The sequence below is a fragment of the Paenibacillus eucommiae genome (genome assembly GCF_017874215.1).
In the GTDB taxonomy this organism is placed as follows: Bacteria; Bacillota; Bacilli; order Paenibacillales; family NBRC-103111; genus Paenibacillus_AI; species Paenibacillus_AI eucommiae.
This window is the reverse complement of sequence record NZ_JAGGLB010000003.1, coordinates 285,366-310,544: the sequence shown is the minus strand read 5'-3', so window position 1 is coordinate 310,544 and position 25,179 is coordinate 285,366. Positions and strand designations below refer to the sequence as shown.

28 protein-coding genes and 1 riboswitch are annotated in these 25,179 nt (G+C 40.1%); of the genes, 26 read left to right on the top strand and 2 right to left on the bottom strand.

Annotation, left to right across the window (positions count from 1 at the left end):
* Positions 1-342 precede the first annotated feature (342 nt).
* Positions 343-432, top strand: a riboswitch (cyclic di-GMP riboswitch).
* 27 nt (positions 433-459) lie between these two features.
* The 11 genes from J2Z66_RS06875 (at position 460) to J2Z66_RS06825 (ending at position 10,609) form a co-directional block, all read left to right on the top strand.
* Positions 460-630, top strand: coding sequence for an anti-repressor SinI family protein (locus J2Z66_RS06875; RefSeq protein ID WP_209970622.1), 171 nt, complete (start codon positions 460-462; stop codon positions 628-630).
* 306 nt (positions 631-936) lie between these two features.
* Positions 937-1,773 (top strand): sugar phosphate isomerase/epimerase family protein, encoded by an 837-nt coding sequence (locus J2Z66_RS06870; protein WP_209970621.1) that lies wholly within the window; start codon positions 937-939, stop codon positions 1,771-1,773.
* Between the two features lie 259 nt (positions 1,774-2,032).
* Positions 2,033-2,542, top strand: a complete 510-nt coding sequence (locus J2Z66_RS06865) for a VanZ family protein (RefSeq protein ID WP_209970620.1) — start codon at positions 2,033-2,035, stop codon at positions 2,540-2,542.
* 80 nt (positions 2,543-2,622) lie between these two features.
* On the top strand, positions 2,623-3,534 hold the full coding sequence (locus tag J2Z66_RS06860; RefSeq protein WP_209970619.1) for a carbohydrate ABC transporter permease: 912 nt from the start codon (positions 2,623-2,625) through the stop codon (positions 3,532-3,534).
* A 59-nt stretch (positions 3,535-3,593) separates the two neighbouring features.
* Positions 3,594-4,424, top strand: coding sequence for a carbohydrate ABC transporter permease (locus tag J2Z66_RS06855; protein ID WP_209970856.1), 831 nt, complete (start codon positions 3,594-3,596; stop codon positions 4,422-4,424).
* Between the two features lie 28 nt (positions 4,425-4,452).
* Positions 4,453-5,637, top strand: coding sequence for an efflux RND transporter periplasmic adaptor subunit (locus J2Z66_RS06850; protein WP_209970618.1), 1,185 nt, complete (start codon positions 4,453-4,455; stop codon positions 5,635-5,637).
* Between the two features lie 27 nt (positions 5,638-5,664).
* Positions 5,665-6,957, top strand: a complete 1,293-nt coding sequence (locus tag J2Z66_RS06845; RefSeq protein ID WP_209970617.1) for an ABC transporter substrate-binding protein — start codon at positions 5,665-5,667, stop codon at positions 6,955-6,957.
* Between the two features lie 164 nt (positions 6,958-7,121).
* Complete coding sequence (locus J2Z66_RS06840) at positions 7,122-7,820, top strand: response regulator transcription factor (RefSeq protein WP_209970855.1); 699 nt, start codon at positions 7,122-7,124, stop codon at positions 7,818-7,820.
* Complete coding sequence (locus J2Z66_RS06835; RefSeq protein ID WP_209970616.1) at positions 7,813-8,910, top strand: sensor histidine kinase; 1,098 nt, start codon at positions 7,813-7,815, stop codon at positions 8,908-8,910. The genes J2Z66_RS06840 and J2Z66_RS06835 overlap by 8 nt, the downstream gene beginning before the upstream one ends.
* A 37-nt stretch (positions 8,911-8,947) precedes the next feature.
* Positions 8,948-9,625: a stalk domain-containing protein gene (locus J2Z66_RS06830; RefSeq protein WP_209970615.1), complete on the top strand. Its 678-nt coding sequence runs from the start codon at positions 8,948-8,950 to the stop codon at positions 9,623-9,625.
* Between the two features lie 186 nt (positions 9,626-9,811).
* Entirely contained in the window at positions 9,812-10,609 is a 798-nt protein-coding gene (locus J2Z66_RS06825; protein ID WP_209970614.1) for a helix-turn-helix domain-containing protein, read from the top strand.
* A 77-nt stretch (positions 10,610-10,686) separates the two neighbouring features.
* On the opposite strand, the gene J2Z66_RS06820 is transcribed toward J2Z66_RS06825, so the two are convergent.
* Complete coding sequence (locus J2Z66_RS06820; RefSeq protein WP_209970854.1) at positions 10,687-10,866, bottom strand: small acid-soluble spore protein H; 180 nt, start codon at positions 10,864-10,866, stop codon at positions 10,687-10,689.
* A gap of 301 nt (positions 10,867-11,167) precedes the next feature.
* On the opposite strand from J2Z66_RS06820, the gene J2Z66_RS06815 reads away from it, so the two are divergent.
* The 12 genes from J2Z66_RS06815 to hisA all read left to right on the top strand — a co-directional run bounded on the left by J2Z66_RS06815 (position 11,168) and on the right by hisA (position 22,975).
* The gene (locus J2Z66_RS06815; protein ID WP_209970613.1) at positions 11,168-14,332 is read left to right on the top strand and encodes an ATP-binding cassette domain-containing protein; all 3,165 of its coding nucleotides are present in this window, start codon (positions 11,168-11,170) and stop codon (positions 14,330-14,332) included.
* 351 nt (positions 14,333-14,683) lie between these two features.
* Positions 14,684-15,886 carry an MFS transporter gene (locus tag J2Z66_RS06810; RefSeq protein WP_209970612.1) on the top strand — a complete coding sequence of 401 codons (1,203 nt, stop codon included), beginning with the start codon at positions 14,684-14,686 and terminating at the stop codon, positions 15,884-15,886.
* Between the two features lie 309 nt (positions 15,887-16,195).
* Positions 16,196-17,242: an NAD(P)/FAD-dependent oxidoreductase gene (locus J2Z66_RS06805; protein WP_209970611.1), complete on the top strand. Its 1,047-nt coding sequence runs from the start codon at positions 16,196-16,198 to the stop codon at positions 17,240-17,242.
* A 216-nt stretch (positions 17,243-17,458) separates the two neighbouring features.
* Complete coding sequence (locus J2Z66_RS06800) at positions 17,459-17,893, top strand: DUF2798 domain-containing protein (RefSeq protein WP_209970610.1); 435 nt, start codon at positions 17,459-17,461, stop codon at positions 17,891-17,893.
* Positions 17,894-18,072: 179 nt separating this feature from the next.
* Positions 18,073-18,738 (top strand): HAD family hydrolase, encoded by a 666-nt coding sequence (locus J2Z66_RS06795; protein ID WP_209970609.1) that lies wholly within the window; start codon positions 18,073-18,075, stop codon positions 18,736-18,738.
* Between the two features lie 10 nt (positions 18,739-18,748).
* Complete coding sequence (locus tag J2Z66_RS06790) at positions 18,749-19,090, top strand: NUDIX domain-containing protein (RefSeq protein WP_209970608.1); 342 nt, start codon at positions 18,749-18,751, stop codon at positions 19,088-19,090.
* A complete protein-coding gene (locus J2Z66_RS06785; protein ID WP_209970607.1) occupies positions 19,056-19,847 on the top strand; it encodes a sugar phosphate isomerase/epimerase family protein in 792 nt (263 codons plus the stop codon). The genes J2Z66_RS06790 and J2Z66_RS06785 overlap by 35 nt, the downstream gene beginning before the upstream one ends.
* Position 19,848: 1 nt before the next feature.
* The gene (locus J2Z66_RS06780; protein ID WP_209970606.1) at positions 19,849-20,325 is read left to right on the top strand and encodes an NUDIX hydrolase; all 477 of its coding nucleotides are present in this window, start codon (positions 19,849-19,851) and stop codon (positions 20,323-20,325) included.
* An 80-nt stretch (positions 20,326-20,405) separates the two neighbouring features.
* The gene (locus J2Z66_RS06775) at positions 20,406-20,936 is read left to right on the top strand and encodes a nucleoside deaminase (RefSeq protein ID WP_209970605.1); all 531 of its coding nucleotides are present in this window, start codon (positions 20,406-20,408) and stop codon (positions 20,934-20,936) included.
* A gap of 2 nt (positions 20,937-20,938) precedes the next feature.
* On the top strand, positions 20,939-21,535 hold the full coding sequence (locus J2Z66_RS06770) for a GNAT family N-acetyltransferase (protein ID WP_209970604.1): 597 nt from the start codon (positions 20,939-20,941) through the stop codon (positions 21,533-21,535).
* Between the two features lie 26 nt (positions 21,536-21,561).
* Complete coding sequence (locus J2Z66_RS06765; protein ID WP_209970603.1) at positions 21,562-22,089, top strand: GrpB family protein; 528 nt, start codon at positions 21,562-21,564, stop codon at positions 22,087-22,089.
* A 127-nt stretch (positions 22,090-22,216) separates the two neighbouring features.
* Positions 22,217-22,975, top strand: a complete 759-nt coding sequence (gene hisA, locus J2Z66_RS06760) for a phosphoribosylformimino-5-aminoimidazole carboxamide ribotide isomerase (RefSeq protein WP_209970602.1) — start codon at positions 22,217-22,219, stop codon at positions 22,973-22,975.
* Positions 22,976-23,036: 61 nt separating this feature from the next.
* Here hisA and J2Z66_RS06755 read toward each other — a convergent pair whose 3' ends face one another.
* Entirely contained in the window at positions 23,037-23,210 is a 174-nt protein-coding gene (locus J2Z66_RS06755) for an Arc family DNA-binding protein (RefSeq protein WP_209970601.1), read from the bottom strand.
* 83 nt (positions 23,211-23,293) lie between these two features.
* Between J2Z66_RS06755 and J2Z66_RS06750 the strand changes: the two genes are divergently transcribed.
* From J2Z66_RS06750 to J2Z66_RS06740, 3 genes are read left to right on the top strand one after another with little or no spacing between them, the layout of a single operon-like run.
* Positions 23,294-23,839, top strand: coding sequence for a GrpB family protein (locus J2Z66_RS06750; protein ID WP_209970600.1), 546 nt, complete (start codon positions 23,294-23,296; stop codon positions 23,837-23,839).
* 30 nt (positions 23,840-23,869) lie between these two features.
* Positions 23,870-24,439 carry an HAD-IA family hydrolase gene (locus J2Z66_RS06745; RefSeq protein WP_209970599.1) on the top strand — a complete coding sequence of 190 codons (570 nt, stop codon included), beginning with the start codon at positions 23,870-23,872 and terminating at the stop codon, positions 24,437-24,439.
* A 15-nt stretch (positions 24,440-24,454) separates the two neighbouring features.
* Positions 24,455-25,171 carry a DUF7002 family protein gene (locus tag J2Z66_RS06740; RefSeq protein ID WP_209970598.1) on the top strand — a complete coding sequence of 239 codons (717 nt, stop codon included), beginning with the start codon at positions 24,455-24,457 and terminating at the stop codon, positions 25,169-25,171.
* The last annotated feature ends 8 nt before the right edge of the window (positions 25,172-25,179 follow it).

The following is a 25,179-nucleotide window of genomic DNA, read 5'->3' as shown; positions in this document are numbered from 1 at the left end:
GTCAAGTACCGAGAGTTTTATAAGTTGGACAATTCCATAAAATGCGGAAATTTCTTTGGTCAGCTAACCAAGTCGTAGATAAGGTGCGCTTTAAAAGTGTAATTGCTGAGTAAATTTCATACATATCGGTTACATAATCCGCAATATGTGGCTGAAGAATTGAGAAAATCCAACTTCCTACACAGCTAGAGACCCTAACTAAACTCAAGGACTGTGATTTGGAAATGGCATAAGCCTAATAGATGCGCTTAATTTTGCAACCCGAGAGGCATAGCGCTCAACTGACAAGTATGCAGTGAAGCATCTACCAATATAGTCTTTGAAATTATTATTCCATTTAATCCCAGAAAATGGCTAACTTAACTGAAAAGTAGGGACGCAAAGTTACAGGTCTAAGGCAATTGTTATTGCTATGATGGCTGAACTGCCTGGAGAGTGTTCTGGGAGGGATTATACGTAATGGACAAAAACAATTGGGTAAATGTAAATGTGGAACTTGATGAAGAATGGGTAGAGCTTATTAGCATTGCCCGCAAGATGGGAATTCCCCCTGAAGAAGTTCGCCAGTTCTTTTTAGAACAAAAGTATATTGCTTCATTTACTATTGATTGCCAAAAAGGTGTTTGTTAGTCATTTACTCAAAACAAGCTTTACCCGTGAAAAGCGCACCAGCTTACTTGGAAACCTAAAAGGTTGGAAAGCTAAAAGAATGCAAAATTTGGAAAAGTAAATTTCGCTAAGAGGACTCCACAAGTCCCCTAAGTGAATCTTTTCCATTTTTCTTTTGTCTATAGACAAGCAATAGTTTGATTCTTAACCGCGTACATCGTGGTTTTTTGTTGTATCGGGGTATCTGGCTCAAGAAGAAAGAGGAATCGCAGTGTTAATACCGAATAAAGTAGAATTGCAATGTAAGGACAAAGTGGAGGGAATCAGATGAAAAAAGGAATTAATATTTATTCTTTCGAGAAAGGCACTGCCATTATTGACTGTATGAAGCTGGCTAAAGCTGCGGGCTTTGATGGCATCGAGCTTTCATTGGATGAAGCTGGGGAAATCAATCTAAATAGCAGTCTTCAGGAAATCAGCGCTTTGAAACGGAAAGCAGAAGAAATTGGCATGGAGCTAATTAGTATAAATAGCGGCTTGTACTGGACATATTCATTCACCTCGAGCCGTCCTGAGCAGCGGGAGAAAGCTTTTGAAATTGGCAAAAAGCAAATAGAGGTCGCAGCATGGCTCGGAATGGACACGGTGGCAATAATTCCCGGGACTGTTGGTGTTGATTTTATACCAGACTTCGAGGTCGTCCCCTATGATATTGCCTACGATTACGCATTAGATGCATTCAGCCGATTGGCAGTAGTAGCACAACAATACGGCATACATATCGGGCTCAAAAATGTCTGGAATAAATTCCTGCTGTCGCCACTTGAATTCAGGGATTTCATAGACAAGGTTAACAGTGATTATGTCGGTGCTTACTTTGATGTCGGCAATGTCGTAGCCAGCGGATATCCCGAACACTGGATCTCCATTCTAAATCGAAGAATCCGTAAAGTTCATTTCAAGGATTATCGTCGTCAGGCGAATGGCCTGCCAGGCTTCGTCGATCTTCTGGCCGGGGATGTCAACTATCCTGTAGTCATGGAGCATCTGCGCGGCATTGGTTATGATGGATATGTGACTGCCGAAATTGCACCCTATGCACACTATTCTGAGCAAGTCATTTACAACACATCGAAATCTATGGACGCCATTCTGGCAAAATAATATGATGAAAATGGCTCATTACCCTTAGCATTTGCGTAGCATCTTGAGGCTTACCTGCTTAAACGGGCGAGCTTCTTTTTTATTGATATTTATGTGTAATAATTACTATCGCAAGCAATTTTGCTGACCAAAAGAAAATGCCTGCACATTTCCAAATTGAATGTAGGCTCAAGTTTAAGAAAAATTTTATTTTTAACCTCATTTCTTTTTAAATAGTTTTCCTTATGCTTTAGAGCATAAAGAAGGTGAGGATGACGTTATGAAACATAAGAAAATATTGAATGATATTAAAATTCTACTACTTTTTACCCTATATATGTACGCGTTATTCAAAATTATTCTGTTTAAATTCGGTTCCATTCATATGAGATTTCTCTGGCAGCAGCTTAAGCTGAGTATAGGGAGCCCTGATTATATCAGCAGGCAATTTCACAAAGGCAATCTGATTCCCTTTAATGAAATATCCAGAACGATTCATGATCTATCAAGTCATGGCTTAATTAACCTGATAGGGAATTTCGTGATTTTCATACCGTTCGGTATTTTGCTTGGTTTAATGTTACGAAACGGAAAAATATCTTATATAGGCGTGTTCACGCTTTCGTTAGGATTAAGTCTAATCTTGGAAAGCGCACAGGCCTTATTCTCTATTGGAAGTTTTGATGTCGATGATCTCATACTGAACTCCAGTGGCGGCTTGACCGGTTTCATTATTTTCAAGTTTAGCACTAGGTTTGTAGCAGCAAATCATCGAACGTCGAGCATTTAAGGAAAATTTTAGATTTACCCCACTTTTTTATTTAACAGTCTGCTCTATTCTAAATGTATGAATGGGAGGAGGAGCCGTGGATGAAGAAGTTGGGCTTTAGGCGTGGCTTCATTATAAAGAAACAAATAAAAAAATGGATTCGCAAGGATGCTTCAGCGGCTTTAATGTTTCTTGCGCCGAGCGTTATCGGGTTTGCGCTGTTCTACCTTATTCCGTTTGCCATTGGCCTGTTCTATTCGTTTATGGATAGTACAGTAGACAGCCAATTTGTGGGATTGGCTAATTACCGCGAGCTGCTTGCGAGCCATTCCTTCCGAAAGGCGTCATCCAATACGTTATATTTTAGCGTGGTTAGTGTTCCGCTTATACTTGCGCTGTCGTTAGGCTTGGCGATGTTGTTGAATACAAATATATATCTTCGCAAATGGCTGCGGACTGCCTATGTGCTGCCACTTGTCGTCCCAGTTGCCTCCATTATTCTGATCTGGCAAATACTGTTCGACTGGAACGGTTCCTTAAATGCATGGCTGAGCGGCTTTGGAATTGCACGTGTGGATTGGATGAAGACAGATGCGGCCCGCCATGTAATCCTTGTCGTTTATTTATGGAAGAACATCGGCTATAACGTAATTTTATTCTTGGCAGGATTGCAGCAAATCCCGAAGGATTATTACGAAACGGCCCAAATTGAAGGGGCAGGGCGTCTAAGGCAGTTTCGCAGTATAACACTTGTCTATCTGACATCAACAATGTTCTTTGTAGTCATCATGTCGATCATTAATTCGTTTAAAGTATTTCGGGAAACGTACTTGATCGCAGGCGATTATCCGCATGACAGTATATATATGATGCAGCACTATATGAACAACATGTTTACCTCGTTGGATATTCAGAAGCTGACTGCGGCGGCGACCTTGATGGTCGGCTGTATTCTTTTGATCGTCATGGGGTTGTTTGCGCTTGAACGCCGGTATCGGCATTTCATGGAATAGGGGGAAGGAAGGCTGTGCAAGTTGCCAAAGTATTGCAAAAAAGTGTGTTAACAGTCGTCATGGGTACCCTAGCACTCCTGTTACTATTCCCGATTGTCATCACTTTCACAAATTCACTCATGACAGAACAAGAAATGGGCATGAATTATGGACCCATAGGACAGATGAACAAAGCGTCTGCAGGGAGAGAAAATCCTTTTGTAAATTTAAAATTGCTTCCGGATGAAGTGACCTTAAAGCAGTATGGCAAGGTGTTGGTGGACAGCCCTAGATATCTGATGATGTTCTGGAATTCGGTATTTATGGTGGTGCCAATCATCGCAGGACAAACTCTCGTAGCAGCACTGGCTGCATACGCGTTCTCCAAGCTGCAGTTTCGCGGCCGGGATCACTTGTTTCTCGTCTATGTCTTGACGATGCTCATGCCATTCCAAGTTACGCTGGTGCCGAATTACATAATGGCGGATAAGCTTGGTCTGCTGAATAGTCCGAATGCGATTATATTACCTGGCATTTTCGCAGCTTTTGGTGTGTTTATGCTGAGGCAGTTTATGCTGGATATTCCATATGCCTACATAGAAGCGGCAAAAATTGACGGAGCCGGCCATATGCGAATTTTCTATAAAATTATAATCCCGATGATCAAACCGGGTCTGGCTGCACTTATTGTCCTCTTATTCGTCGATTATTGGAACATGGTGGAGCAGCCGCTTATTTTTCTGGACGATCCATTCAAGCAGCCGCTATCGGTTTATTTATCGAGGATTAATGGTGAGCCTGGGATTGCTTTCGCAGCATCCATGCTCTACATGGCTCCGATGGTGCTGCTGTTTCTGTATGCGGAAACGTATTTCATTGAAGGCATTCAATTGTCTGGCATTAAGGGTTAACTTTTTGGAAAAAGGAGAAAGACGGGATATGGAGTTAGATAAAGAACAGGGTGATCGTAGGCGCAAACGAAGCATTCAAGTTGTGTTCATTGTTTTAATGGGATTGTTAATTTTTTTTACATTGTTCAGCAATACGCTGCAGTCACTGACCTTGCCGAAAGTGAGAACGGAAAAGCCGGCTAACGGAAGTCTTATATTTACAATCGAAGGCAGCGGTATGCTGCAACCGTTCGCCGAAACGAGATTATTGAACCCTGCGGGCTGGAAGGTCGGAAAGATTCTTATAAAAGAAGGAGATCGCGTGAAGAAGGGGCAAAAGCTCATCATTTATGATAGCAAAACCGCTGAACGAGAATTGGAAAATGAAATAACTAACTTGGAGAAGCAGAAAATCGAGCTGCAGAATATTCAGGATCAGTACATCCAGTCGGCGACGGAAGGGGATGAACTCAAGATTCGGAATGCAAGACGAGATATCGAAACGCGTAAGCTCGATCTAGGTACGCAGGAACGTAAAATTAATGAGCTGAGAGACCGTCTGGCAAGCCAACAGGAAATCACTGCCCCTTTCGACGGTATTATTAACAAATTGAATGCGATTGAAGGGTTAACATCAGGGGGAGAACCGGATGTTCTTATCTCGAACAGCAGATTAGGTTATGTATTGGATATTGCTGTCGATTCAACGCTGCTTGGAAGCTTAGGGATTTCGATCGGAGAGAAGATAGAGGTCAAGGTTAAGATCAAGGATAAGGTCAAGGGAGATGCTGTACAAGAACAACAGACCCGAACAATTGATGGCATGATTGAAGAAGTGGCGAATGCACAATCGCGTACCAAAAGTTCATCTAGTGAAGGTGCAGGCCAGACCCTAACGATCCCTCAGAAAGCTCTTCGCATAAAGGTCATTGATTCCGAGCTGAAAGGGGGTGAGCAGGCAGAGATCAAACTAGAGAAACGCTCACACCAAGAGGGGTTCGTTATCTCCAATGAAGCTATTCATCAGGATCATGACGGTATGTTTGTTTATAAAATTGAAGAGCAGAGGGGTGCACTTGGCAATGTTTATGTTGCCCGTAAAGCCCGAATTCAGTTCAGTGAAGCGAATGGCAAAGAAACAATGATTCAAGCGGACAGCCTCTATGAGGAAGACCTTATGATTCTGGAAAGCAGTGAGCCTTTACAAGACGGAAACCGTGTTCGTCTTCAATAGACAAAAACTTTAGGAGGAATTCATACGATGAACAAATGGCTGTGGATGATATTTATTGGTATTTTGATGACCACGATGACCGCATGTGGTGCTGGAGGCGGCGAGAAATTGGCAGGTACAGAGAAACCAGTCAAAGAGGGGCAAACAGTCGTAACTTTGTCTATGCAACAAGCAAGCGCATTTTATCAGACTGCTGAGAAAAAATTTGAAGAAAAGTACCCAGACATCGATCTGCAAATTCAGATCACAGAAGATTATGAAAAATACCAAAAAACGACGAATGCAGCGCTGCTATCAGGGAAAGGACCGGATATCTTCGAAATAAGCAGCTTGCCAATTGACGATTATGTGAGCAAAAAGCTTCTCTTGAACATGGATGAGCCCATGGAGCAAGACAAAACGCTGAATAAAAGCGATTTGCAAATGAACATTTTGGATGCATTGAAGCTGAATGGCGGTACGTATGCGATGCCTTCCGGTTTCTCCCTGCGGGCGTTCGTTGGCGATGGGGACATTCTTAAAAACACGAAAGTCGACGATAAGAACTGGACCTGGAAGGAGTTTGAAGAGACTTCGAAGGAACTTATGCAAAAGGAGAGTGGCACTGAACGCCGTTATGCGTTAGCTAATGACCCGCCAGAGATGCTTCTTCAAGAAATGATAGTGGATAAATATGCAGAGTTTGTTGATCATGCAGCGAAAAAGGCAAAGTTTGACTCTCCATCATTTGTGGAAAAGATGCAGCAAATTAAAAAAATGTACGATGATAAAGTCATGACTTCGCAACCAGCGGATATCGGCAAGCAATTGTTCTATTCCACCGTCTTGCAATCGCCGGCAGACCTTATCAATGGTCCGCATTTATTTTTCTCCAATCCGAAGCTGCTGCAAAAACCAGAACAAAAAGGGGGGACGAGGATTATCCCTGGATCCCAGTTCGCGATTCATGCCAACTCCCCGGTGAAAGAGCAGGCATGGAAGTTTATTGCCTTCCTATTATCCGACGAGGGGCAATCCCTGCAAGAGAGAGAAGGATTTTCACTGTTAAAATCTGTGAATGAGAAGCAGTTGAATGCCATTCAGGAACAAGTTAAAAGTGGAACATACAAGCTTCCAGACGGGAAGGTACCCAAGGTGCTGGATGAAGAGTTTACACAGTTCAAACAGCTCGTGAATACAGCTGATAACTATACGGACGTGAGCGGAAGTGTAATTTCCATTATAGGCGATGAGCCCAGAGCATTCTTTAGTGAACAAAAGTCTGCAGAAGAAGTAGCCAAGCTGATCCAGAACAAGGTGACAACCTTATTAAACGAGTAGCAAATATTGAGGCTGAAGCAGCGCACCTCTTGCGCTGCTTGTTTTAAGCTATCAACTCCTCAAATAACGAATAACGCCGCAAGGCGTTTTCTTTGAGCACGGGTAGATTCACAAGGAATCTGATATAATAATTTTTAGTTACCTTTTAACAGGAGTTGGATATGATGAAGCGTATTACAGTTTTGATCGCTGATGATGAAGCAGAGATTGCGGAGCTAATTGCGCTGCATTTGAAAAAAGAGGGCTACCATTACGTGATAGCATCAGATGGAAAGGAAGCCATACAAGCTGTTCAGACACAATCCATTGATTTGGCAATTTTAGATATTATGATGCCCAAGCTCGACGGTTATGAAGTCACGCGGCAGATTCGGGAGCAGCATCAAATGCCAATCATTTTTTTGAGCGCCAAGACTAGTGACATGGATAAGATTTCAGGACTCGTAAGAGGGGCAGATGATTATATGACCAAGCCGTTTAACCCCATGGAGTTAATTGCCCGCGTGAATGCGCACCTGCGGCGATCCCTGCAAATGAATCAACCCGCTGCTGCTGCGAACAAGCCCATTGTTGAGGTAGGGGGATTGGTCATTTATCCTGATCAACGCACGGTTCGCCTATACGATGAGACGATCGAGCTTACTCCGAAGGAGTTTGATATTCTATATCTGCTTGCCAGTTATCCGAAGAAAGTCTATAGCGCTGAAAATATTTTTCAGCATGTTTGGGGCGAAGCCTATTATGAAAGCGCCAATACGGTCATGGTGCATATTCGCACCTTGCGCAAAAAGCTTGGAGAAGATATCCATAAAAACAAACTGATCAAAACAGTATGGGGAGTGGGATATACATTCAATGGCTAATATGCTGCGCAGCTTTCGTTCCAAAATGATCATGCTTTTAGGCTTAAGTATGCTTATATCCGGCCTCATTACCTTTTTACTCTATAAAATTCTCCAGTTTTACTATCGCACTCAAGTCAAATTTGAAAATCCATTGGCTTATGTCCGCCTGTTTATAAGTAGTGTAGGGGATATCAACTTCTTTTTGATTGTTTTTATCCCTCTCGCGATTTTGTTTTTCTTTTTCCTGACTAAGCCTTATGCAGCTTATTTTAATGAGATCTCCAAGGGAATTCATCATCTTGCCAATGGCGATTTTAATAATCGCGTTCATATTTCGGCCAAGGATGAGTTCGGAGATATTGCCAAAGACATTAATCTGGCTAGTGAAAAATTACAAGAAGCCGTTACAAAAGGAGATTTCGCAGAAAGCAGTAAGGATCAATTAGTCTTGAATTTGGCTCATGATTTGCGTACGCCACTGACTTCTGTTTTAGGATACTTAGATTTTATTCTTCAGGACGAGCAATTGACTATAGAACAAATCAGGCATTATACCGGCATTGCCTTTTCCAAATCCCAACGATTAGAAAAGCTAATTGATGAATTATTCGAGATCACCAGAATGAACTATGGCTTGATTACTATTGAAAAGAAACCAATCGATCTAAGTGAACTGCTTATTCAATTAAACGAAGAGCTGTTTCCTGTCTTTGAGAAAAATCAGCTGATAGCCAGATTAAACGTGACTCCTCAATTAAACATTTCGGGTGACGGAGAGCTGTTGGCACGTGTTTTTGAAAATCTGCTGACCAATGCTATTCGTTATGGCAACGATGGCCTATATGTAGATATTAACGGCAACCTGGATGGGGAAGAGGTGGTCGTTCAAGTGGTTAATTATGGGAATCAGATTCCTCCGGAAGAGCTGCCGCATATTTTTGAGATGTTTTATACCGGCGATCAGGCACGCTCGCATCAAGAGGGAAGCACGGGGCTAGGCTTATTCATAACGAAAAATATTGTCATGCAGCACAATGGAACTGTTTCTGTCCAAAGCAATTTGATTTGCACGCTCTTCGAGGTGCGTTTGCCCAAGCCCAACATTTAAGAAAAATTTTATAATTACAGAGAGGCCGGTTTTACTATTGAAAATTTTTTTGCTGGGCTTGATATTTTGCATTTTGGCAGCTTTCGGCATCGTGGCTTACGGTTTAAATGCCAATATAGATTTCCTATCCTCTGAAAATTTTAAAATTAACGGTATCAGTCTTAAGTACCCAGTTATTAATTATAACGGTAATGTATATGTTCCAATACGGTTTGTTTCTGAGAATATGGCCACACAAATTAATTATAATGATAACACCAAGACAATAAGTATTGAGCAGTCCAGTGTTAAGTTTGATGAACGGATTTCTGCGCCAGTTCCTTATGTTGCCTATGAAAGATATCATAACGGGACGCTGTGGATGCAAGAGATTCCGCTGCTCCAAGGTACTTCATGCTGGAAGGGATGCATCGAAGTGCCCGGATCTCATTCAGAAATTATTAAGCAGTTCGATTATCCTCCGGTGAGTATGGAGCCAGAATCCCAAATTAAAATTGTATACCCAAGAGCTGTGGAACCAAAGAATTTAATAGCTTATATTGAAAAAATTTCAGAAGATGTAAACGAAGAAAACGAAGAAAACAAAGATAATGAAATAAACATAGTCAATGATCGGCTTCAATTACCAATAGAGTCTGGAATTTATCATATTGTGATAAACTCTGGCTGGGATGACGGCCATACTACTTATATGTTTATGGTAGAAATTAAATAGAGAAGAGTAAGTGTGAGAGATGAACAAGTGTGGCTAAAGGGAGGATAAGGATAATTTGAGTTAAGTGTTCCATTCAGATAAAATTTGTGGTAAAATAAAAAAACAAACACTTGTTCTCTTTGACAAGCAAAGCTAACGACATTCACTTTTGATATTTTAACAAAGCAGAGGGATGGTGCAGGAATAGTGACTGACCGTTATTCAGAAATAGACGAGGTAATCGCATATATTCATCGGCATATCGATGAACCTCTATCGCTTTCCCAACTGGCCAGTCATGCAGCTTATAGCCCTTACCATTTCACACGCATTTTCAAAGAAAAAATCGGACTCTCGCCGCTATATTATGTTTCTTCCCTGCGCTTGCAGAAAGCTAAAGATTTGCTGCTGCGCACGAATCTGAGTATTCGCGATATCGGATTAATCATAGGACAGCAGAGTCTGGGCACCTTCACCACCCGTTTTACCGAGCGGGTCGGAGTTTCTCCTTCCGATTTTCGTAATTCCACAATGCAAGCAGACAACTTGTTTCGTTCCTTACAGGATCTTAATCAATGGCGGGATTCCGTACATCCCATTATAAATCCATACGCAAGAGTAGAAGGGAACGTCCAAGCGGAGGTTCCTTTTGAGGGCGTCATTCTTATCGGACTGTTTGCCAAACCGATTCCTGAAGGGCTCCCCCTATACGGAACACTGCTTTCTTCATTGGGGGATTTTTGCTTTACGGACGTTAAGCCGGGCACCTATTACCTTATGGCGACTTCCGTCTCATACGGGATGCAGGCCGTGGACTTCCTGCTTCCGCACACAACTTTGCGGACCCGATCGAAGGAGGCAATTCTCGTCCAACCTTATACTACCGTCCCACATCAGCGAGTAATGCTGTACCCTCCCAGATTGGACGACCCTCCAATCCTGATTTCTCTTCCTCTATTGATGAATAATTTCCTAAATAGAGTTCTCCAAGGCAGCACTCGTTGAGAAGGACTGTCTCCTCACTTAACCCAAAACAAAGAAAAGAAGGTCGCCACTAGTAAGACGCCTTCTCTCTGTTTTTTTTATTGTTCAATTAAACTATCTAAAGGGACGCTTTGTTCATTTTCTGGTTGGTCAAGTGGAAAAATGGTTGCCGTATCGTTGTGTTCATCTACATTCTGTATATAGATCGGCGTTCCTTGGTAAGTTACATTAACCATAACAGGTGATTCAATGATCTTTTGTGCTCTTTGTTTATTAATGCTCAACAACCTCCACGATTTAGATTTCTTGTGTATTATTACACGAAAGTACCCAATTATACCTATTTTCTGCAAAAAATTGTTGCATGGACGTTTTTATGCCGTATATTCAAATTAAGGACCTAGAGATGTTTTATGAGAAAATGGGCATCGGAGAAGCAGCTATTGAGCTCCCTTGTAAAAGGATCCCGGCATCTAATTCGATCTCTTACATGCAATAGAGGTAACCCGTTTGCTCATCCTGTTGAAGATTTTAATATGATACAATAAGGTTACTTATATGTCTAGAAAGGACGTACATATGCAAATAAATCAATTAATTTCGAACAATATTAACTTATTAGATGCAGCACTACCAGACGATAAATCGTTAGGAATTGCTGGCTTGTCTGGATCTGGTAAAACAACTTTTTGTCAAACCATTGGTGAAGAATCCAAGAAGCGTCTCGTTTCTTTATTGCCGAAGGCTGAATATCAATATTTATTTCCTGATATTATGGAAACCAATTTTAGTGCCATCAAGATGGAAGATATGCCTTTAGTCCTATTTCTCGGAAAATCATCGATTTCATCCAATCCTCGTTCAACCATTGGCACGCATACAGGAGTATTTAAAGAGATTCGCGAGTGTCTTGGTAATAAATTTAATCTTTCCCCAGAAGTTTTTTCTTTTAATAATGCATTAGGTTGGTGTGCAGATTGTAAAGGGCGCAGTATGACCCAAAATGTCGATTGTCCAAAGTGCAGAGGTAGGCGCTACAATCAAGAAGTTGAGCAATATAAGAAGGAATTATTGAATCAACCACATAGTATTTCCGATATCAATAACTTAAGCATGGAATCGATTCTTTCTCTTGCAGAGGAATTACAACTTAGTGAAGCGAAGCAGCATATTCTCCAAAATATGATCAATATGAATATTGGTTATTTAACATTAAATCGTATTATGGGGACGTTATCAGGTGGAGAATTAACACGGCATTACTTGGCTGAATTCATGGCAACCAGTGAAAATTCCGTTATTATAATTGATGAAATATCCGTTGGACTTGATCGCCAGACACTATTGAAAATTTTAGAACAGATTAAACAATTAGGCTGTAAGAATCAAATTTGGCTCATCGATCATTCTGACACGGTGCTCAATACAACGGATGAGCAATTGTTCTTTGGACCAGGCAGTGGTAAATATGGCGGGAAAATTGTTGAAGAATCACCTCGTCTTAAACCAATCCTTTGGGAACAAGATAAGGCAATGCCAACAGAATACTATGTATTTCATGATCTCTACTGTCGTAACATTCAAATGGTTGAAATTCAGATTCCCAAAAATAGACTTGTAACCTTTACTGGTGAGTCTGGATGCGGTAAATCTACACTTGTCAATGAGTGCATGGCCAAAGATTTTCAGAAGCGTTATCCAAAAGATAAACTCGTTATGGTGGGGCAAGATCGAAACCAATCGATTACCAGCAGATCCACCGTTGCTACTTTCCTTGATATTAAAAAGAAACTCACAAAATATAGCGAAGATATTATGGATGATATTTTTCAACGTTCGATTGAAAATATTATTGATGAACTGCCAAATGAAGACATCGCTCATAAACGATTGAGCTTATTGAATAAACTTGGACTAGGTTATTTGACATTAGAAAGGAAAACACAATCCTTATCCACGGGTGAATTTCAATGTGTTCATTTAGTTTCTGAGTTGTTTGCTAAATCAAGAAACCCACATACGCTTTTTATTTTTGACGAGCCTTCAAAAGGCTTATCACAAAATATTTTAAACCAATTCATTGATAGTGTTAGGGACATTCTGCAAGATGATTCTGTCTCCATTCTGATGATTGAACATAATGACTACATGCTGGAAAGCTCTGATTATATTGTTGATTTTGGAAAAAGACAGCCTGAGCCTGTTCAGTATCTTGATGTTGTCAGTCATGATGATTATTATCAGCAAAAAAATAAGGAAGATAGGATTGCTCCATTGCATATTTCTTCCACACTGAAGCAGCAAAAAGGTATTCACTACTTACAAGAAAATCATATGGACTATTTTAAAAAGGCAGAAAACGTCTATAAGGGAGGTATCTTAAAAAGCTTATCTCCTATGGCCCGTGTGATTTATGGTGAATATGAATCTGAAACTATTGCACCTGTCATTGCCATCGATCTTGAACGACATCTTTATAGTCAATATAGCTTCCTCTATGAAATAGGTGGACTAATCAACCATATTGTGGCTGCTCATCCGACCAATAAAGATACAAGAAGCTTCGATTTCTATTATCAAGAAAACCATTGTCCATGTTGTTCGGGTCGTCGTGTCATTGAACAATTTGATATTGATGTTGTCATTCAAGACAAAACAGTACCATTCTGGGATGGCTTATTACATCCAGACGTCATGGAGGTCTTGAAATATTATCAACATTCCAAATTGAAATTCCTATTTGATGAGATCAAGAATGAACTGGGTCACGATATTAGTAAAAGCTTTAATGAGATGTCAGAAGCAGAAAAGTATACATTCTTATATGGATATTGGGAAAAGTCATTTTATGATAAAGCAGGGAAGGCTTCGAGAATGTGGGAAGGCTTTAATTTCATCCTTGGGCGTTATATGGTTATTTCAAAGTCGATTATTAAAGAGCAGATGAAAGCCTCAAAAGAAATGATTACTTGTCCTGTTTGTCAAGGAACCGTATTAAACCATCATAAAAGGTTAAAATTTGGTGACACGGATATCCGTGAGATTATTCAGCAGCCATTGGATCAGGTCATTAAAATTGTAGGGAAGTTACCAGAACTAGAAAGATTAAAATCAATTGTTGGTGGCGATCTTACACTTACAGAAGATGTCTCCTTACTTCCCAGGGAAAAACAAGTTGCGCTGAAAATGCTCGAACTGGAGTTTGCAAGCTTTGTTGGGTATGAAGTGGTTTTACAAAATGCTGTACCATTTTGGGACAAGATTAAAGATAATATCGAGGCGATAAGCAGCAAAAACTTGATTACCATCTGTGATTTTGCCGATATTGTTGAAACTAGAGAAACCATAATTGATAAGTATTTCACCAATGGAAAATATAAAAAACTAACTTATGTCTATGAAGTGTTTGGTTATACTAAGATTGTTACCCAAATTAATAAGATTAAAGCAAGTCATCCATGTCCATTTTGTAACGGGAAGAGAGTTATTTCAGAAGATGGACTCCATGATGGCGTACAGAAATTATCGGTGCCGTGTGTTAGCTGTTATGTAAGTGGCATCAATGATGAAGGACGCAAGGAAATCGTCGAGGGCATAGATGTACAAACATGGTTTACTGGCAAGGTAAGTGATGTTGTTGCTGAAAGCTTACTAACTGAGGCAGTGGCAGATATTCCTATCTTCAACCGCATTCGTGAGTTGAATAAACGAGATATGATGGCGGTTTATCATTGCCTGAAGTGAAATAACTCAAGCATAGCATGAAATAAATGCAGACAGTCGGAACGATCACATCAATTATATTGGAAAAATGCAAGAGTCAGATGGCCCCCACTTTGTAACAAAGTGAGGGCCATTTGACTCTTACTTCTTTTAATACTCTTAATTTCCCCGATAAAACATTCTGGAACATAATAGCGCGGCCGCGGTATCGGATATGCCATTCCGTCATCAAAAATGGATGTGAAATAATGGACATCGAAAAACGGTTGACTAAAAATCAAATTCTAGATAAAATGATCTAGTAATTTAGTAAATTAGTAAATAACTATTCAAGTAAATTAGTAAAAATGAGAAAGGATATGGGGTATTAACATGTTTTCCAATCGCTATGTTCGAACTATTATTTTTTCCCGAGTGCTCCTTCAGTTGGGAATTTGGATCCGCAATTATGCCGTGCTTCTTTATGTTACCGATTTGACGAATAATAATCCGGTTTATGTATCACTGATTTCGGTTGCGGAATTCGCACCTATCTTTCTATTCGGCCTTATTGGCGGGACCTTTGCCGACCGATGGCGGCCAAAGCGGACAATGGTATGGAGCGATCTGCTGTCTTCCTTGTCCGTTGTGGCTGTGCTGCTTGCCATCATAAATGGTGGGTGGGTTGCACTTCTTATCGGATCATTCGTTTCCGCAAGTCTGTCACAATTTTCTCAGCCTTCGGCCATGAAACTGTACAAGCGGCACGTGCCTTTTGAACAATTGCAGAGCGTGATGGCATTGTCCCAGACTCTGGTCGCTATCTTTATGGTGTTGGGTCCAGTCATGGGTACGTTTATTTTCTTACAGTTTGGAATTAACGTATCTCTGATCTTGACGGCAGTACTATTCCTAGGCTCTTCACTTATACTATCGTCGCTTCCACGTGACGCGGAAGAACCGAAGTCTGGGGATGCCAGCGACTTCAAAAAGGAGTTGATGGCCGGGCTGCGCTATATCTGGTCCAATCAATCCTTAAAAACACTCAGCGTGACTTTCTCGGCTGTTGGACTGGCATCAGGACTAACTATGCCGCTACAGATCTTCCTTGTGATCGAGAAATTGGGGCAGGACAAACATTTTCTACAGTGGTTGGTTATGGCTAATGGGGCAGCCATGTTGGTAGGCGGATTTGCCATAATGGGGATAGCCAAAAAGGTGAAGCCACAACTGTTGCTCATGGTAGGATTACTTGTCACCGCCGTCTGTACGGTCGGAATAGGCGCTTCTACGATGATTTGGCTGACAATCGTCCTTTTGGTGATCAGTGGTTTGTTTTACCCTTGCATTCAAGGCGGAATCCAGACTCTTATTGTGCGGAACACAGAAGGGGCATTTATTGGCCGGGTATCAGGAGCGATCACGCCTGTGTTTATGGGCATGATGGTAATCGGCATGTTCATTTCCGGCTATCTAAAGGATATGTTCTCCCTGCTAGCTGTATATGTGGTCAGCGGCGGTTTGATTATTACTGGTGCGCTTTTACTGATGCCCCTTGTGAAAAGAAACAGGGCTGAGAGAGGCCCAGCATCATGATGGATAGGAGAAATGTTAGCGCAACTGGAACCGCGGACAGAGGATGTAATAAGCCTCCAATGAATTAATATATAAGACAGAAATACTATTAGAAGTAGCGGTAAAACAACCCGTCAATTGATAAAATTGGCGGGTTTAATGATTGTGTAAGCTCAAATTAAAAAAAAGTGAATATTGTACAAAAAAAAGACTAAGAAAGTCCATTGCCACAATTAGCTAAATAATCTATACTATACACGAATGATAATGATAATTAATATCATCTTTTGCTTGGCGAAGTAGCAAAAAAGTTAAACTTGGAGGCAAACAATGAGCGAACAATTAGAGTTATTTGATGTAACGATTATTGGCGGGGGTCCCGGCGGTTTATATACGACGTTCTACAGCGGCATGCGCGATCTGAAAACAAAACTGATAGAAGCTCAGGATCAACTAGGTGGAAGACTACTCACTTATCCAGAGAAAATTATCTGGGATGTCGGCGGTGTGACGCCTATTCGCTGTGAAAAATTAATCGCCCAATTAATCCAGCAGGCCAAAACCTTCGATCCAACAATTGTGCTCGGTCAGCAGATTACGGATTATGAACGGCAGGCGGACGGAACCTTTATCCTAACCGCAGCAAGTGGTGAACGGCACCATACAAGAACAGTAATCCTGACCATCGGTTATGGCATACGCAAAATGGCGAAGCTGGAGATTGAAGGAGCAGATCGCTATGAAGTGTCCAACCTGTTTTATACGGTGCAAGAGCTCGAAACCTTCCGCGGCAAAAGGGTGCTGATTTCCGGAGGAGGCGATTCGGCGGTGGACTGGGCGAATGAACTGGAGTCTATTGCAGCCAGCGTAACCGTAGTACACCGGCGTGATAGTTTCGGGGGACATGAAAGAAACGTATCCAGAATGAAACAATCCTCCGTCAAAGTGCTCACGCCTTATAAGGTGCTTGCGCTTCACAGCAGCAACGGGGAAAGCATCGAGCAGGTGACAATTGCACATATGGAAACTGAGGAAAGCGAACAGCTCCAAGTAGATGCGGTAATCGTCAATCACGGAATGAAGAGCGACTTCGGTCCTATACGCGACTGGGGTATGGAAATGGGAGAATGGAATGCGAACGTAGGTGAGAAGATGTCGACAAACATTCCTGGTATCTTTGGCGCAGGCGATTTCGTGTCCTTTGGAAGTAAAGTTGGGCTGATTGCTGGAACGTTTACGGATGGTGTACTTGCGCTTAACAGTGCCAAATTATATATGGATCCTGAAGCTCCGAAGGTAGCATACGTTTCCTCCCATAATGAGCGGTTTAAGGAGAAAAATCGGGAGTTAGGCGTGGTAGAAGAAGAAGAAGCATAAGAATAATCCAAACGAAGTGGGACAGACACCTATGATGGTGCTGTCTCATTTTGTTTTTTGTATTCAAAGAAGAGCAAAAAAACTAGAGTCATTTTTCTATAAATGTCATGTCTATACATCGCTTTGGATCTAAATTAAATTCACAAAACATTCACTTACGAAAAAAAAATTCAGTAGATATACTAAAACAATATTAAAACGAAAGGTTGTTTTATTTTGCCTGATAACAAAAAAGAAGAAATTATTTTTGGATTAATGATGGTATTTGGTATGGTAAGTATTATGTTTATTTATAACAGCACTCTTCAAGGTCTGTGGGAGGAAATGACATTTGTAAAAGGTTTTATTCAATATGGCATAACATTTATTGTCGCATTTATTATTGAAGCATTTGTTGTCGGGAATATTGCTCGAAAAATTGCATTCATGCTGCCTTACAATAAATCAAAGAAACTCTACAATATTATTGCCATATCAACTTGTATGGTGGTCGGTATGGTTTCATTTATGTCGGTTTATGGATTAATTTCAAAAATAGTTACTAGTGGGATCGAAGGCACGCTACTTAGCAATTATGCTCACCTTTTACTATTGAATTTTGTATTAGCTTATCCAGCACAATTACTAATTGTAGGTCCAATTGCACGTTAAATTTTAACGAACTTTGTGAAGCCATCAAATAAAGCAGTTCCATTATGATCGGAATACTTAAAGAATTATTGTTCTCGAATGAAAAATGTAAAAGAATGCAGGGATACATGGGAATTTATTGAATATATGATAGTTATAAATATTTTATCCTAAAACCAATGACCAAAGGGAGCATTTTCATGGAAGCTGTAATTTTTGATATGGATGGTGTTCTTATCGATTCACATTCAGTCGCGTTACATTTACTTTGTGATACAGCGAACTCATACGGATGCAATTTGACGCCTGAAGAAATTCACTCATGGGGAAGTCTTAGCTCCCGTCAGTTTTGGACGAAAGTTAAAGAGGAGCATCAGCTACCTCAAGAAGTTCATGAATTAATTAAATCTTATAATGTTGATCAAGAAATAATTAAGTATGAAGAAATCGGTCTCATTCCTGGAGTAAAGGATCTGCTGAAAGCGATTAAAGAAAGTGGGATCAAAACTGCACTGGCGACCAGCGCTTCAAAGAAGAGAATGCAAGCTGTCATTGAGATGTTTGGGTTAAGCAGTTATTTTGATCAATGTGTTTGTGATAATGAAGTCAATCAATCCAAACCGGATCCTGAGATTTTTTTGCTTGCTGCTAATAAATTAAAGGTTAGTCCCCAATTATGTGTTGTAATTGAAGATTCACGCAATGGTTTACTCTCAGCTAAAGCAGCTGGAATGATATGTATAGCTTATAAAGGGCTAATTCATGTTAAAGAAGACATGACGGGGGCAGATATGGAAATAACCAGTTTTATGCAAATACAAATAGATGATTTCAGAAAATGGTTCAAAGAGCCGGGAAAGAGATGAGGCGACTACAATGGCAAGAGATCGAGTTTGTGGAGCCATTATTCGTGACGAGAGCATCTTAATGGTTAGAATAGCTGATGAAGACAAAGAGTTCTGGACTCTTCCTGGCGGAGGAATTGAATATAATGAAACACAAGAGGAAGCCGTTATAAGGGAAGTCAAAGAAGAAGTAAATCTGGATGTGCGAGTAAAGCTGAAGTTATTTGAGATGGAGTATGTCCATGGTATGGATTATTGTTTCCTTTGTGAAACGATAAATAACGAGCAGCCCCAACTGGGACATGATCCTGAACTTTTGAGATCTGAGGGAAATACAAATGAAATTAGGGATGCCTTCTTTAATAGAGTTTAAATCGCTAGAACAGAACGTGAGACTTTGTCATGAGCTAAACCTGGATTTTATTGAGTTGAACATGAATCTTCCTATTTGTATGCCAGAGAATCTGGATGTTAAGGCACTACGAAAAATTAAAAAGGAATACGGTATTCAGTTTACGGTTCATTTGCCCGAAGAATTGGATGTATCCTCATTCCATCCCTCGATACGAAAAGGACATTTGGAAAGATGTAAAGAAATCATGGAATGGGCAAGCTTGGCCGATATAAGAACGCTTAATATGCATTTGAATAATGGGATATACTTTACTTTGCCGCATCAAAAGGTATGGATTAATGAACAATATCAAACAGAATTCAAACAAATGTTGTATCAATCTTACGAGAAGATATATTCCTTTGCTGAATCAAAAGAGATTGATTTGTGCATTGAGAACACTGGTAATTTTCATATACCTTTTATTACTAGTGCTTTAGAGATGTTAGAATCATTTGAAAATTTCTGTCTCACTTGGGATGTTGGACATGACGCAAAAGCTAATTATGAAGAAGAAGCTATAATGATGAAGTTTGAGAAAAACATAAAGCATATGCACCTTCATGACTATAATGGTAAATCAGATCATCAAGCGTTATATAGTGGAATCGTTCCAATAAATGAAAGGCTTCATTTTGCCACTAAGCATAATTTAAAGGTAGTTATTGAAGTGAAAACAAGTGAATCATTAAAAGAATCTGTAAAGCAAATAAGAAGCAAGCAAATGGGAGGATAATGTGGGATATATCGAAGAATTAAGAGCCGTTGTTGGTCAGAGACCTCTAATATTGGTTGGAGCTGTTGTAATCGTTGTTGATTCCGAAGGTAAATTATTATTGCAGCAAAGGAAGCACCCGTACGGCAAGTGGGGGATACCAGGTGGTCTAATGGAGTTAGGTGAATCCGTGGAAGAAACAGCAAGGCGAGAGCTATATGAAGAAACAAAATTAACAGTAGGTGATCTAAAACTAATAAATATATATTCTGGACCAGGACAATTTATTAGAGCTGCAAACGGGGATGAATATTATGCAGTTACTATTGCTTATTATACAAATGAGGTTTATGGAAACCTGATTATTGATGACGCTGAGTCTTTAAATTTTGAATATTTTCATCATAAGGAGTTACCTGAGGGGATTGTACAAAGCCATAAGAAAATCATTCAGGAATTTATGGATAGTCATTATAGAGCGTTTCATATTTCATCGTAGATAGGAGTTATTCTGCCGCGGCAATACATAACAACGACAACGTTAAATGGAATGAGACGATAGAAGAGGATGGTGCTCGTATGTTGGATGATCGCAAATATTTATTAGAAGCTTTCGTAGAGGCTGAAAAATCAAAAGAAGAAGGAACTTACCCGATCGGAGCTGTAATTGTTAATTCAGCAGGAGTGATTATTAGCAGAGGAAGAAACAGAGTTTTTTCAGACTGTGACACAACGGCTCACGCCGAGGTAGATGCCATTAGAAAATCCGGTTTAGCAATGTTAGATCCAGAAAACAAGAAATTTTTAAAGGAGAATTTTACTTTATATACAACCTGTGAGCCCTGCCCGATGTGCAGTTGTACAATATTATTGTGTTTCAGTATCTATAGAGTGGTGTGGGCGGCGGATGACAACCAAATCGGGGCGATGAGAAAGTTCAAAGAAGGACCGCACTTTTTAGATAAATTTAATAAAATTTCTTGTGAGGCGGCTCCTTTTAGAGATTTGGAAGTCAGACAAAGAAAGATGATGGCTGATTGGTCTATTGGCCGGGGATATACGGATACAACGTGGCAGCATGATAATGAAATTCTTGAAAGGATCGATTAATCATGCAAATATCTTCTGTTTTAGAAGGAAGCCGTGTATTGCTTATTCCAATGAATCTTAGTCATGCGGAAGCGTTGTTTGATTGCGGAAAGGATACTGCTATTTGGACATTCTTACCTAATAAAATTGAAACAATAGCTGATATGATTCAGCTTATTGAAAAATCTTTGGAGAGTAAAGAAATGGGTTTAGAATTTCCTTTTGTTGTTTTTGACAAAGAACTTAATAAATTAGTTGGCAGCACCCGATTTTTGAATATATCCTTACCCAATAAAAATTTAGAAATCGGATGGACCTGGTACTCGCCGGAAGTGTGGAGAACAAGCGTGAATACGGAATGCAAATATCAGTTGTTAACGTATTGCTTTGAAGAATTAAAGACAGTAAGAGTTCAATTCAGGGCAGATATAAGAAATGAACGCTCCAATAAGGCATTAGAACGAATAGGAGCAACAAAGGAAGGGATATTGAGGCAAGATCGTATTTTACATGATGGTTATATCAGGAATTCGTATATATATAGTATAATTGATAGTGAATGGCCACATATAAAGAACAAATTAGAAGGATTTTTAGGAATAGGAACCCATCATACTTAATAAAACTGTAAAACTGGGGAGAAAGAATGGAAGAAGTCTTAGTCTCAGACTATAATCCTGAGTGGGTTATCGATTTTGAAAAAGAAAAAGAACTGTTAGTTGAGCAATTAAAAGACATTATTGTTGGCATTGAACATATAGGAAGTACTGCAGTTCCTGGGTTAGCAGCAAAGCCGACCATAGATATTATGATCGGGGTTAACAACCTGAAGGATATTACTGAAATTCATCTGGAAAGACTTGATTCTTATGGATATGAATTTATCGATCATCCTCATTTTCCAGAAAGAAGATTTTTTCGTAAAGGAAAGTGGCGCGCGGGAACTCATCATTTGCACATATATCTGCATTTAGCAGAAAATTGGAATACAAACTTATTATTTCGAGATTATTTGATCAACCATCCTGATGCAGCGAAAGAATATGGTAAACTGAAGAGAGACCTTAAAGAAAAGTTTCAGCATGACAGAGTTGGGTATACAAATGCGAAGGCTCCATTTATTCAAACCATATTAACAAGAGCAAGGCAACAACTCACTGAAGATCATGGATAACACAACTTCGGTGCTGCAAATGAAAGTGAAATTTTTCTTTGGCCAGAAGCTTGATTCCAAGCTTAACATAGGTTATTTTTTTAAAAGGATAAACGATTGTAGATTATAGATGAATTGAGGTATTCCTTTGAAATTTAGACCCTGTATAGACCTACATGATGGGAAAGTAAAGCAGATCGTCGGCGAAACGTTGAACACGGAAATTATTGAAAATTTTGTATCCGAACAGGATTCATCTTATTATGCAGCTTTGTTTCAAAAGGATGAACTAACTGGCGGACATGTTATCATGCTGGGGCCTGGCAATGAAGCAGCAGCAGTCGCAGCCTTGCAGCAATATCCGGGAGGGTTGCAAATCGGGGGCGGTATTACGGCCGATAACGCGGCTCACTATTTAGAGCAGGGCGGCTCTCATGTGATTGTAACGTCCTATATTTTCAGGGATGGCCGTTTGGATGAAGAGCATCTTGCCCAAATCGTGTCTGAAGCAGGTAAAGAGCGCCTCGTCATTGATTTGAGCTGTAAAGAGAAGGATGGCAAATGGTACGTCGTAACCAATCAGTGGAAACAGTTCAGTGATTTCGAAGTGAATCAGGACAACATTCGTTATCTGGAGCAATACTGCGACGAATTTCTTGTGCATGCCGTCGATGTCGAGGGGAAACAAAGTGGTATTCAGCAAAGCCTCGTAAGCGCCCTCGCAGAATGGGTGAGCATACCGACTACGTATGCCGGCGGAGCGCGTTCAATTGCCGATATGGATCAGTTCCAGAAGCTGTCTGGGGGCAAGCTTGATCTTACGATCGGGAGCGCACTTGACATATTCGGAGGAAAACTGTCCTATGCAGAGGTTGTGAAATACAGCAAGGAGCTTCAGCGAGCTTAATATGGAAGTCATATAACGATCGGCAGTTACATGTCGGTTGTTTTCTTTTATAACTTTTGAATTAATCGTTTATTTGAATTACCCCTTTGGTTTTCTCATATTCTTCAATGTGTTTTTCAATTAAATATTCAATTTGCATGGCGATGGATCGTTTATTTTTATCAGCGATGAATTTGATCTTCTCAAAATTATTTTCCTCTAAGCGTAAGGTAAAGACTCTTTTACTAGTTGCCATTATTCAAGCTCCTTCAAAGTGATGTCAATAGTATAACAATGTGAATCGCTTTAATCAAAAAATTAAATAATAAGGAGCAGCCCATGGCCGAGCCAATTATTGTGCTTCCCTATGATAGGGAATGGAAAAAGGAATTTTTAAAGACTGGTAATTTAATTAGAAATTCGCTTGGAGAGTTCGCAATTCGTATTGATCATATTGGTTCAACCTCGATTGAAGGACTTGATGCCAAACCGATTATAGACATTCAAATCACAGTCAAATCGTTAGATCCCCTGGAGATCTATAAAGGGCGATTAGAAAAAATCGGATACTTTCATAAAGCTGATAATCCAGATAAAACCAAAAGATATTTCAGAGAACTACCCGGCAAAAAAAGAACCCATATACATGTAAGAGAATCCGGGAGTTGGTCTTCCTTATTTCCATTATTGTTTAGGGATTATATGCGCTGTCATGAGAACGAATGCAACCTATATGCTGAATTAAAATATAAACTAATGAATTTGTATGCAAATGAAAGGGAGAAATATGTTGAAGAGAAAGAGCCATTAATATGGGAGATCATGCGCAGGGCAAATCATTGGAGTCAAGAGACAGGATGGAAACCAGAGATCAGTGATATTTAAAAATATAGATAACAGAAAGAGAAGACAAATATGAACATCTTATGGGATTTTGACGGTACGTTGTTTAACACATATCCAGCCTATGTAGAAATAATAAAGGAATTTATACATGAAGTGGTCTCAGAGGAGGAGCTTTTATCTCATTTGAAGATTTCGTTCTCGCACACAGCCCAACATTACAAGCTTACTGAAAATCAGGTCAAAGAAATATTGGATAGAGAACGAATGCTGCATCCGGCTCAAACGCCGCCATTTCCATTTGTTGAGGAAGTCCTGAAATTTGCTCATATCAATGTAATTATGACTCACAAGCCTCGAGGAGAGGTCCTCGACATTTTGAGGCACTATGAGTGGGAAAATTATTTTTTGGACATTGTAGCTGGTGATGATGGATACCCGAGAAAACCTGATCCTGCTTCCTATATATTTTTGCATAATAAGCATAGGATAGATCTTGCCATTGGTGATCGTGAAATCGATATTCTTCCAGCCAAATCAATGGGGATCAAGACTTGTTTATTTCAAAATACGACTCCAGGTGCAGATTTATATGTATCGGATTACAAAGAATTTTTTAAAACCAAGGGGATAGATATGTAGAGGAGCAGGACCATAATGAATACTATCGTGCCTTTAATAACAAAAGCAAAAAGCAGAAAATCCTTATTTCACTTTACAAGGGTCAGGAATTTGCAGGTTGTTGCTGATTTGGATGCACTATTGTCCAGCTACCAAATAAACCCTGATTCCGAAGGTGAGCGGCGATTAAAAGCTGTGGAAGTGAATTATGAAGGACATTCCATAACCATAAATGCCCATCTGAGGATATCAGATCTGGTGATGGATGCTGCAACTACACTGGAGCAATTTCGTGCTTTTCTAAACCGGCATGTATTTTTTTGGCCAACATTAAAGGATTGTCAGAAAATGATAAGCACTTACGCGCGTAGAGAGCCGCATGAAAAATTTGCCGTCCTGGAATTTGATGCTTCTTCCTTGATATCCGAGCATTATCCTGCAGTGAAGCTATCCAAATATGACTCGGGGAGCTCGCCGCGGTTTCCCACTCGTTGTTCCTACAAGAAAAGTCTGGACATGTTTGTACCCCTGAACCGCTTCAAAACCTTAGTGAATAACACAGTACCTACAAAGGCGTCTGAAATTCGAGAAGTGCTGATAGAAGACAAGGTTGTAAATGTGTCCAAATATTTGCAAGCTGTTTATGTTGATTACTATGAAGATGCACCTGCGTGCTGGAGAATTATAGTTCGTCCATTGGAGGACTTGCGAAAGATGAATGCAATCACGAAAGATTTGGAAGACCATCCATAATCGGAAGG

What these genes read in the sequence shown, in the direction of transcription:
- J2Z66_RS06790 (WP_209970608.1), top strand. Translation starts at nt 18,749, where the DNA reads ATGGCAAGAGATCGAGTTTGTGGAGCCATTATTCGTGACGAGAGCATC.
- J2Z66_RS06785 (WP_209970607.1), top strand. Translation starts at nt 19,056, where the DNA reads ATGAAATTAGGGATGCCTTCTTTAATAGAGTTTAAATCGCTAGAACAG.
- J2Z66_RS06805 (WP_209970611.1), top strand. Translation starts at nt 16,196, where the DNA reads ATGAGCGAACAATTAGAGTTATTTGATGTAACGATTATTGGCGGGGGT.
- J2Z66_RS06770 (WP_209970604.1), top strand. Translation starts at nt 20,939, where the DNA reads ATGCAAATATCTTCTGTTTTAGAAGGAAGCCGTGTATTGCTTATTCCA.
- J2Z66_RS06740 (WP_209970598.1), top strand. Translation starts at nt 24,455, where the DNA reads ATGAATACTATCGTGCCTTTAATAACAAAAGCAAAAAGCAGAAAATCC.
- J2Z66_RS06875 (WP_209970622.1), top strand. Translation starts at nt 460, where the DNA reads ATGGACAAAAACAATTGGGTAAATGTAAATGTGGAACTTGATGAAGAA.
- J2Z66_RS06745 (WP_209970599.1), top strand. Translation starts at nt 23,870, where the DNA reads ATGAACATCTTATGGGATTTTGACGGTACGTTGTTTAACACATATCCA.
- J2Z66_RS06860 (WP_209970619.1), top strand. Translation starts at nt 2,623, where the DNA reads ATGAAGAAGTTGGGCTTTAGGCGTGGCTTCATTATAAAGAAACAAATA.
- J2Z66_RS06840 (WP_209970855.1), top strand. Translation starts at nt 7,122, where the DNA reads ATGAAGCGTATTACAGTTTTGATCGCTGATGATGAAGCAGAGATTGCG.
- J2Z66_RS06750 (WP_209970600.1), top strand. Translation starts at nt 23,294, where the DNA reads ATGGCCGAGCCAATTATTGTGCTTCCCTATGATAGGGAATGGAAAAAG.
- J2Z66_RS06775 (WP_209970605.1), top strand. Translation starts at nt 20,406, where the DNA reads ATGTTGGATGATCGCAAATATTTATTAGAAGCTTTCGTAGAGGCTGAA.
- J2Z66_RS06865 (WP_209970620.1), top strand. Translation starts at nt 2,033, where the DNA reads ATGAAACATAAGAAAATATTGAATGATATTAAAATTCTACTACTTTTT.
- J2Z66_RS06855 (WP_209970856.1), top strand. Translation starts at nt 3,594, where the DNA reads ATGGGTACCCTAGCACTCCTGTTACTATTCCCGATTGTCATCACTTTC.
- J2Z66_RS06850 (WP_209970618.1), top strand. Translation starts at nt 4,453, where the DNA reads ATGGAGTTAGATAAAGAACAGGGTGATCGTAGGCGCAAACGAAGCATT.
- J2Z66_RS06755 (WP_209970601.1), bottom strand. Translation starts at nt 23,210, where the DNA reads ATGGCAACTAGTAAAAGAGTCTTTACCTTACGCTTAGAGGAAAATAAT.
- J2Z66_RS06870 (WP_209970621.1), top strand. Translation starts at nt 937, where the DNA reads ATGAAAAAAGGAATTAATATTTATTCTTTCGAGAAAGGCACTGCCATT.
- J2Z66_RS06795 (WP_209970609.1), top strand. Translation starts at nt 18,073, where the DNA reads ATGGAAGCTGTAATTTTTGATATGGATGGTGTTCTTATCGATTCACAT.
- J2Z66_RS06845 (WP_209970617.1), top strand. Translation starts at nt 5,665, where the DNA reads ATGAACAAATGGCTGTGGATGATATTTATTGGTATTTTGATGACCACG.
- J2Z66_RS06810 (WP_209970612.1), top strand. Translation starts at nt 14,684, where the DNA reads ATGTTTTCCAATCGCTATGTTCGAACTATTATTTTTTCCCGAGTGCTC.
- J2Z66_RS06815 (WP_209970613.1), top strand. Translation starts at nt 11,168, where the DNA reads ATGCAAATAAATCAATTAATTTCGAACAATATTAACTTATTAGATGCA.
- J2Z66_RS06765 (WP_209970603.1), top strand. Translation starts at nt 21,562, where the DNA reads ATGGAAGAAGTCTTAGTCTCAGACTATAATCCTGAGTGGGTTATCGAT.
- J2Z66_RS06835 (WP_209970616.1), top strand. Translation starts at nt 7,813, where the DNA reads ATGGCTAATATGCTGCGCAGCTTTCGTTCCAAAATGATCATGCTTTTA.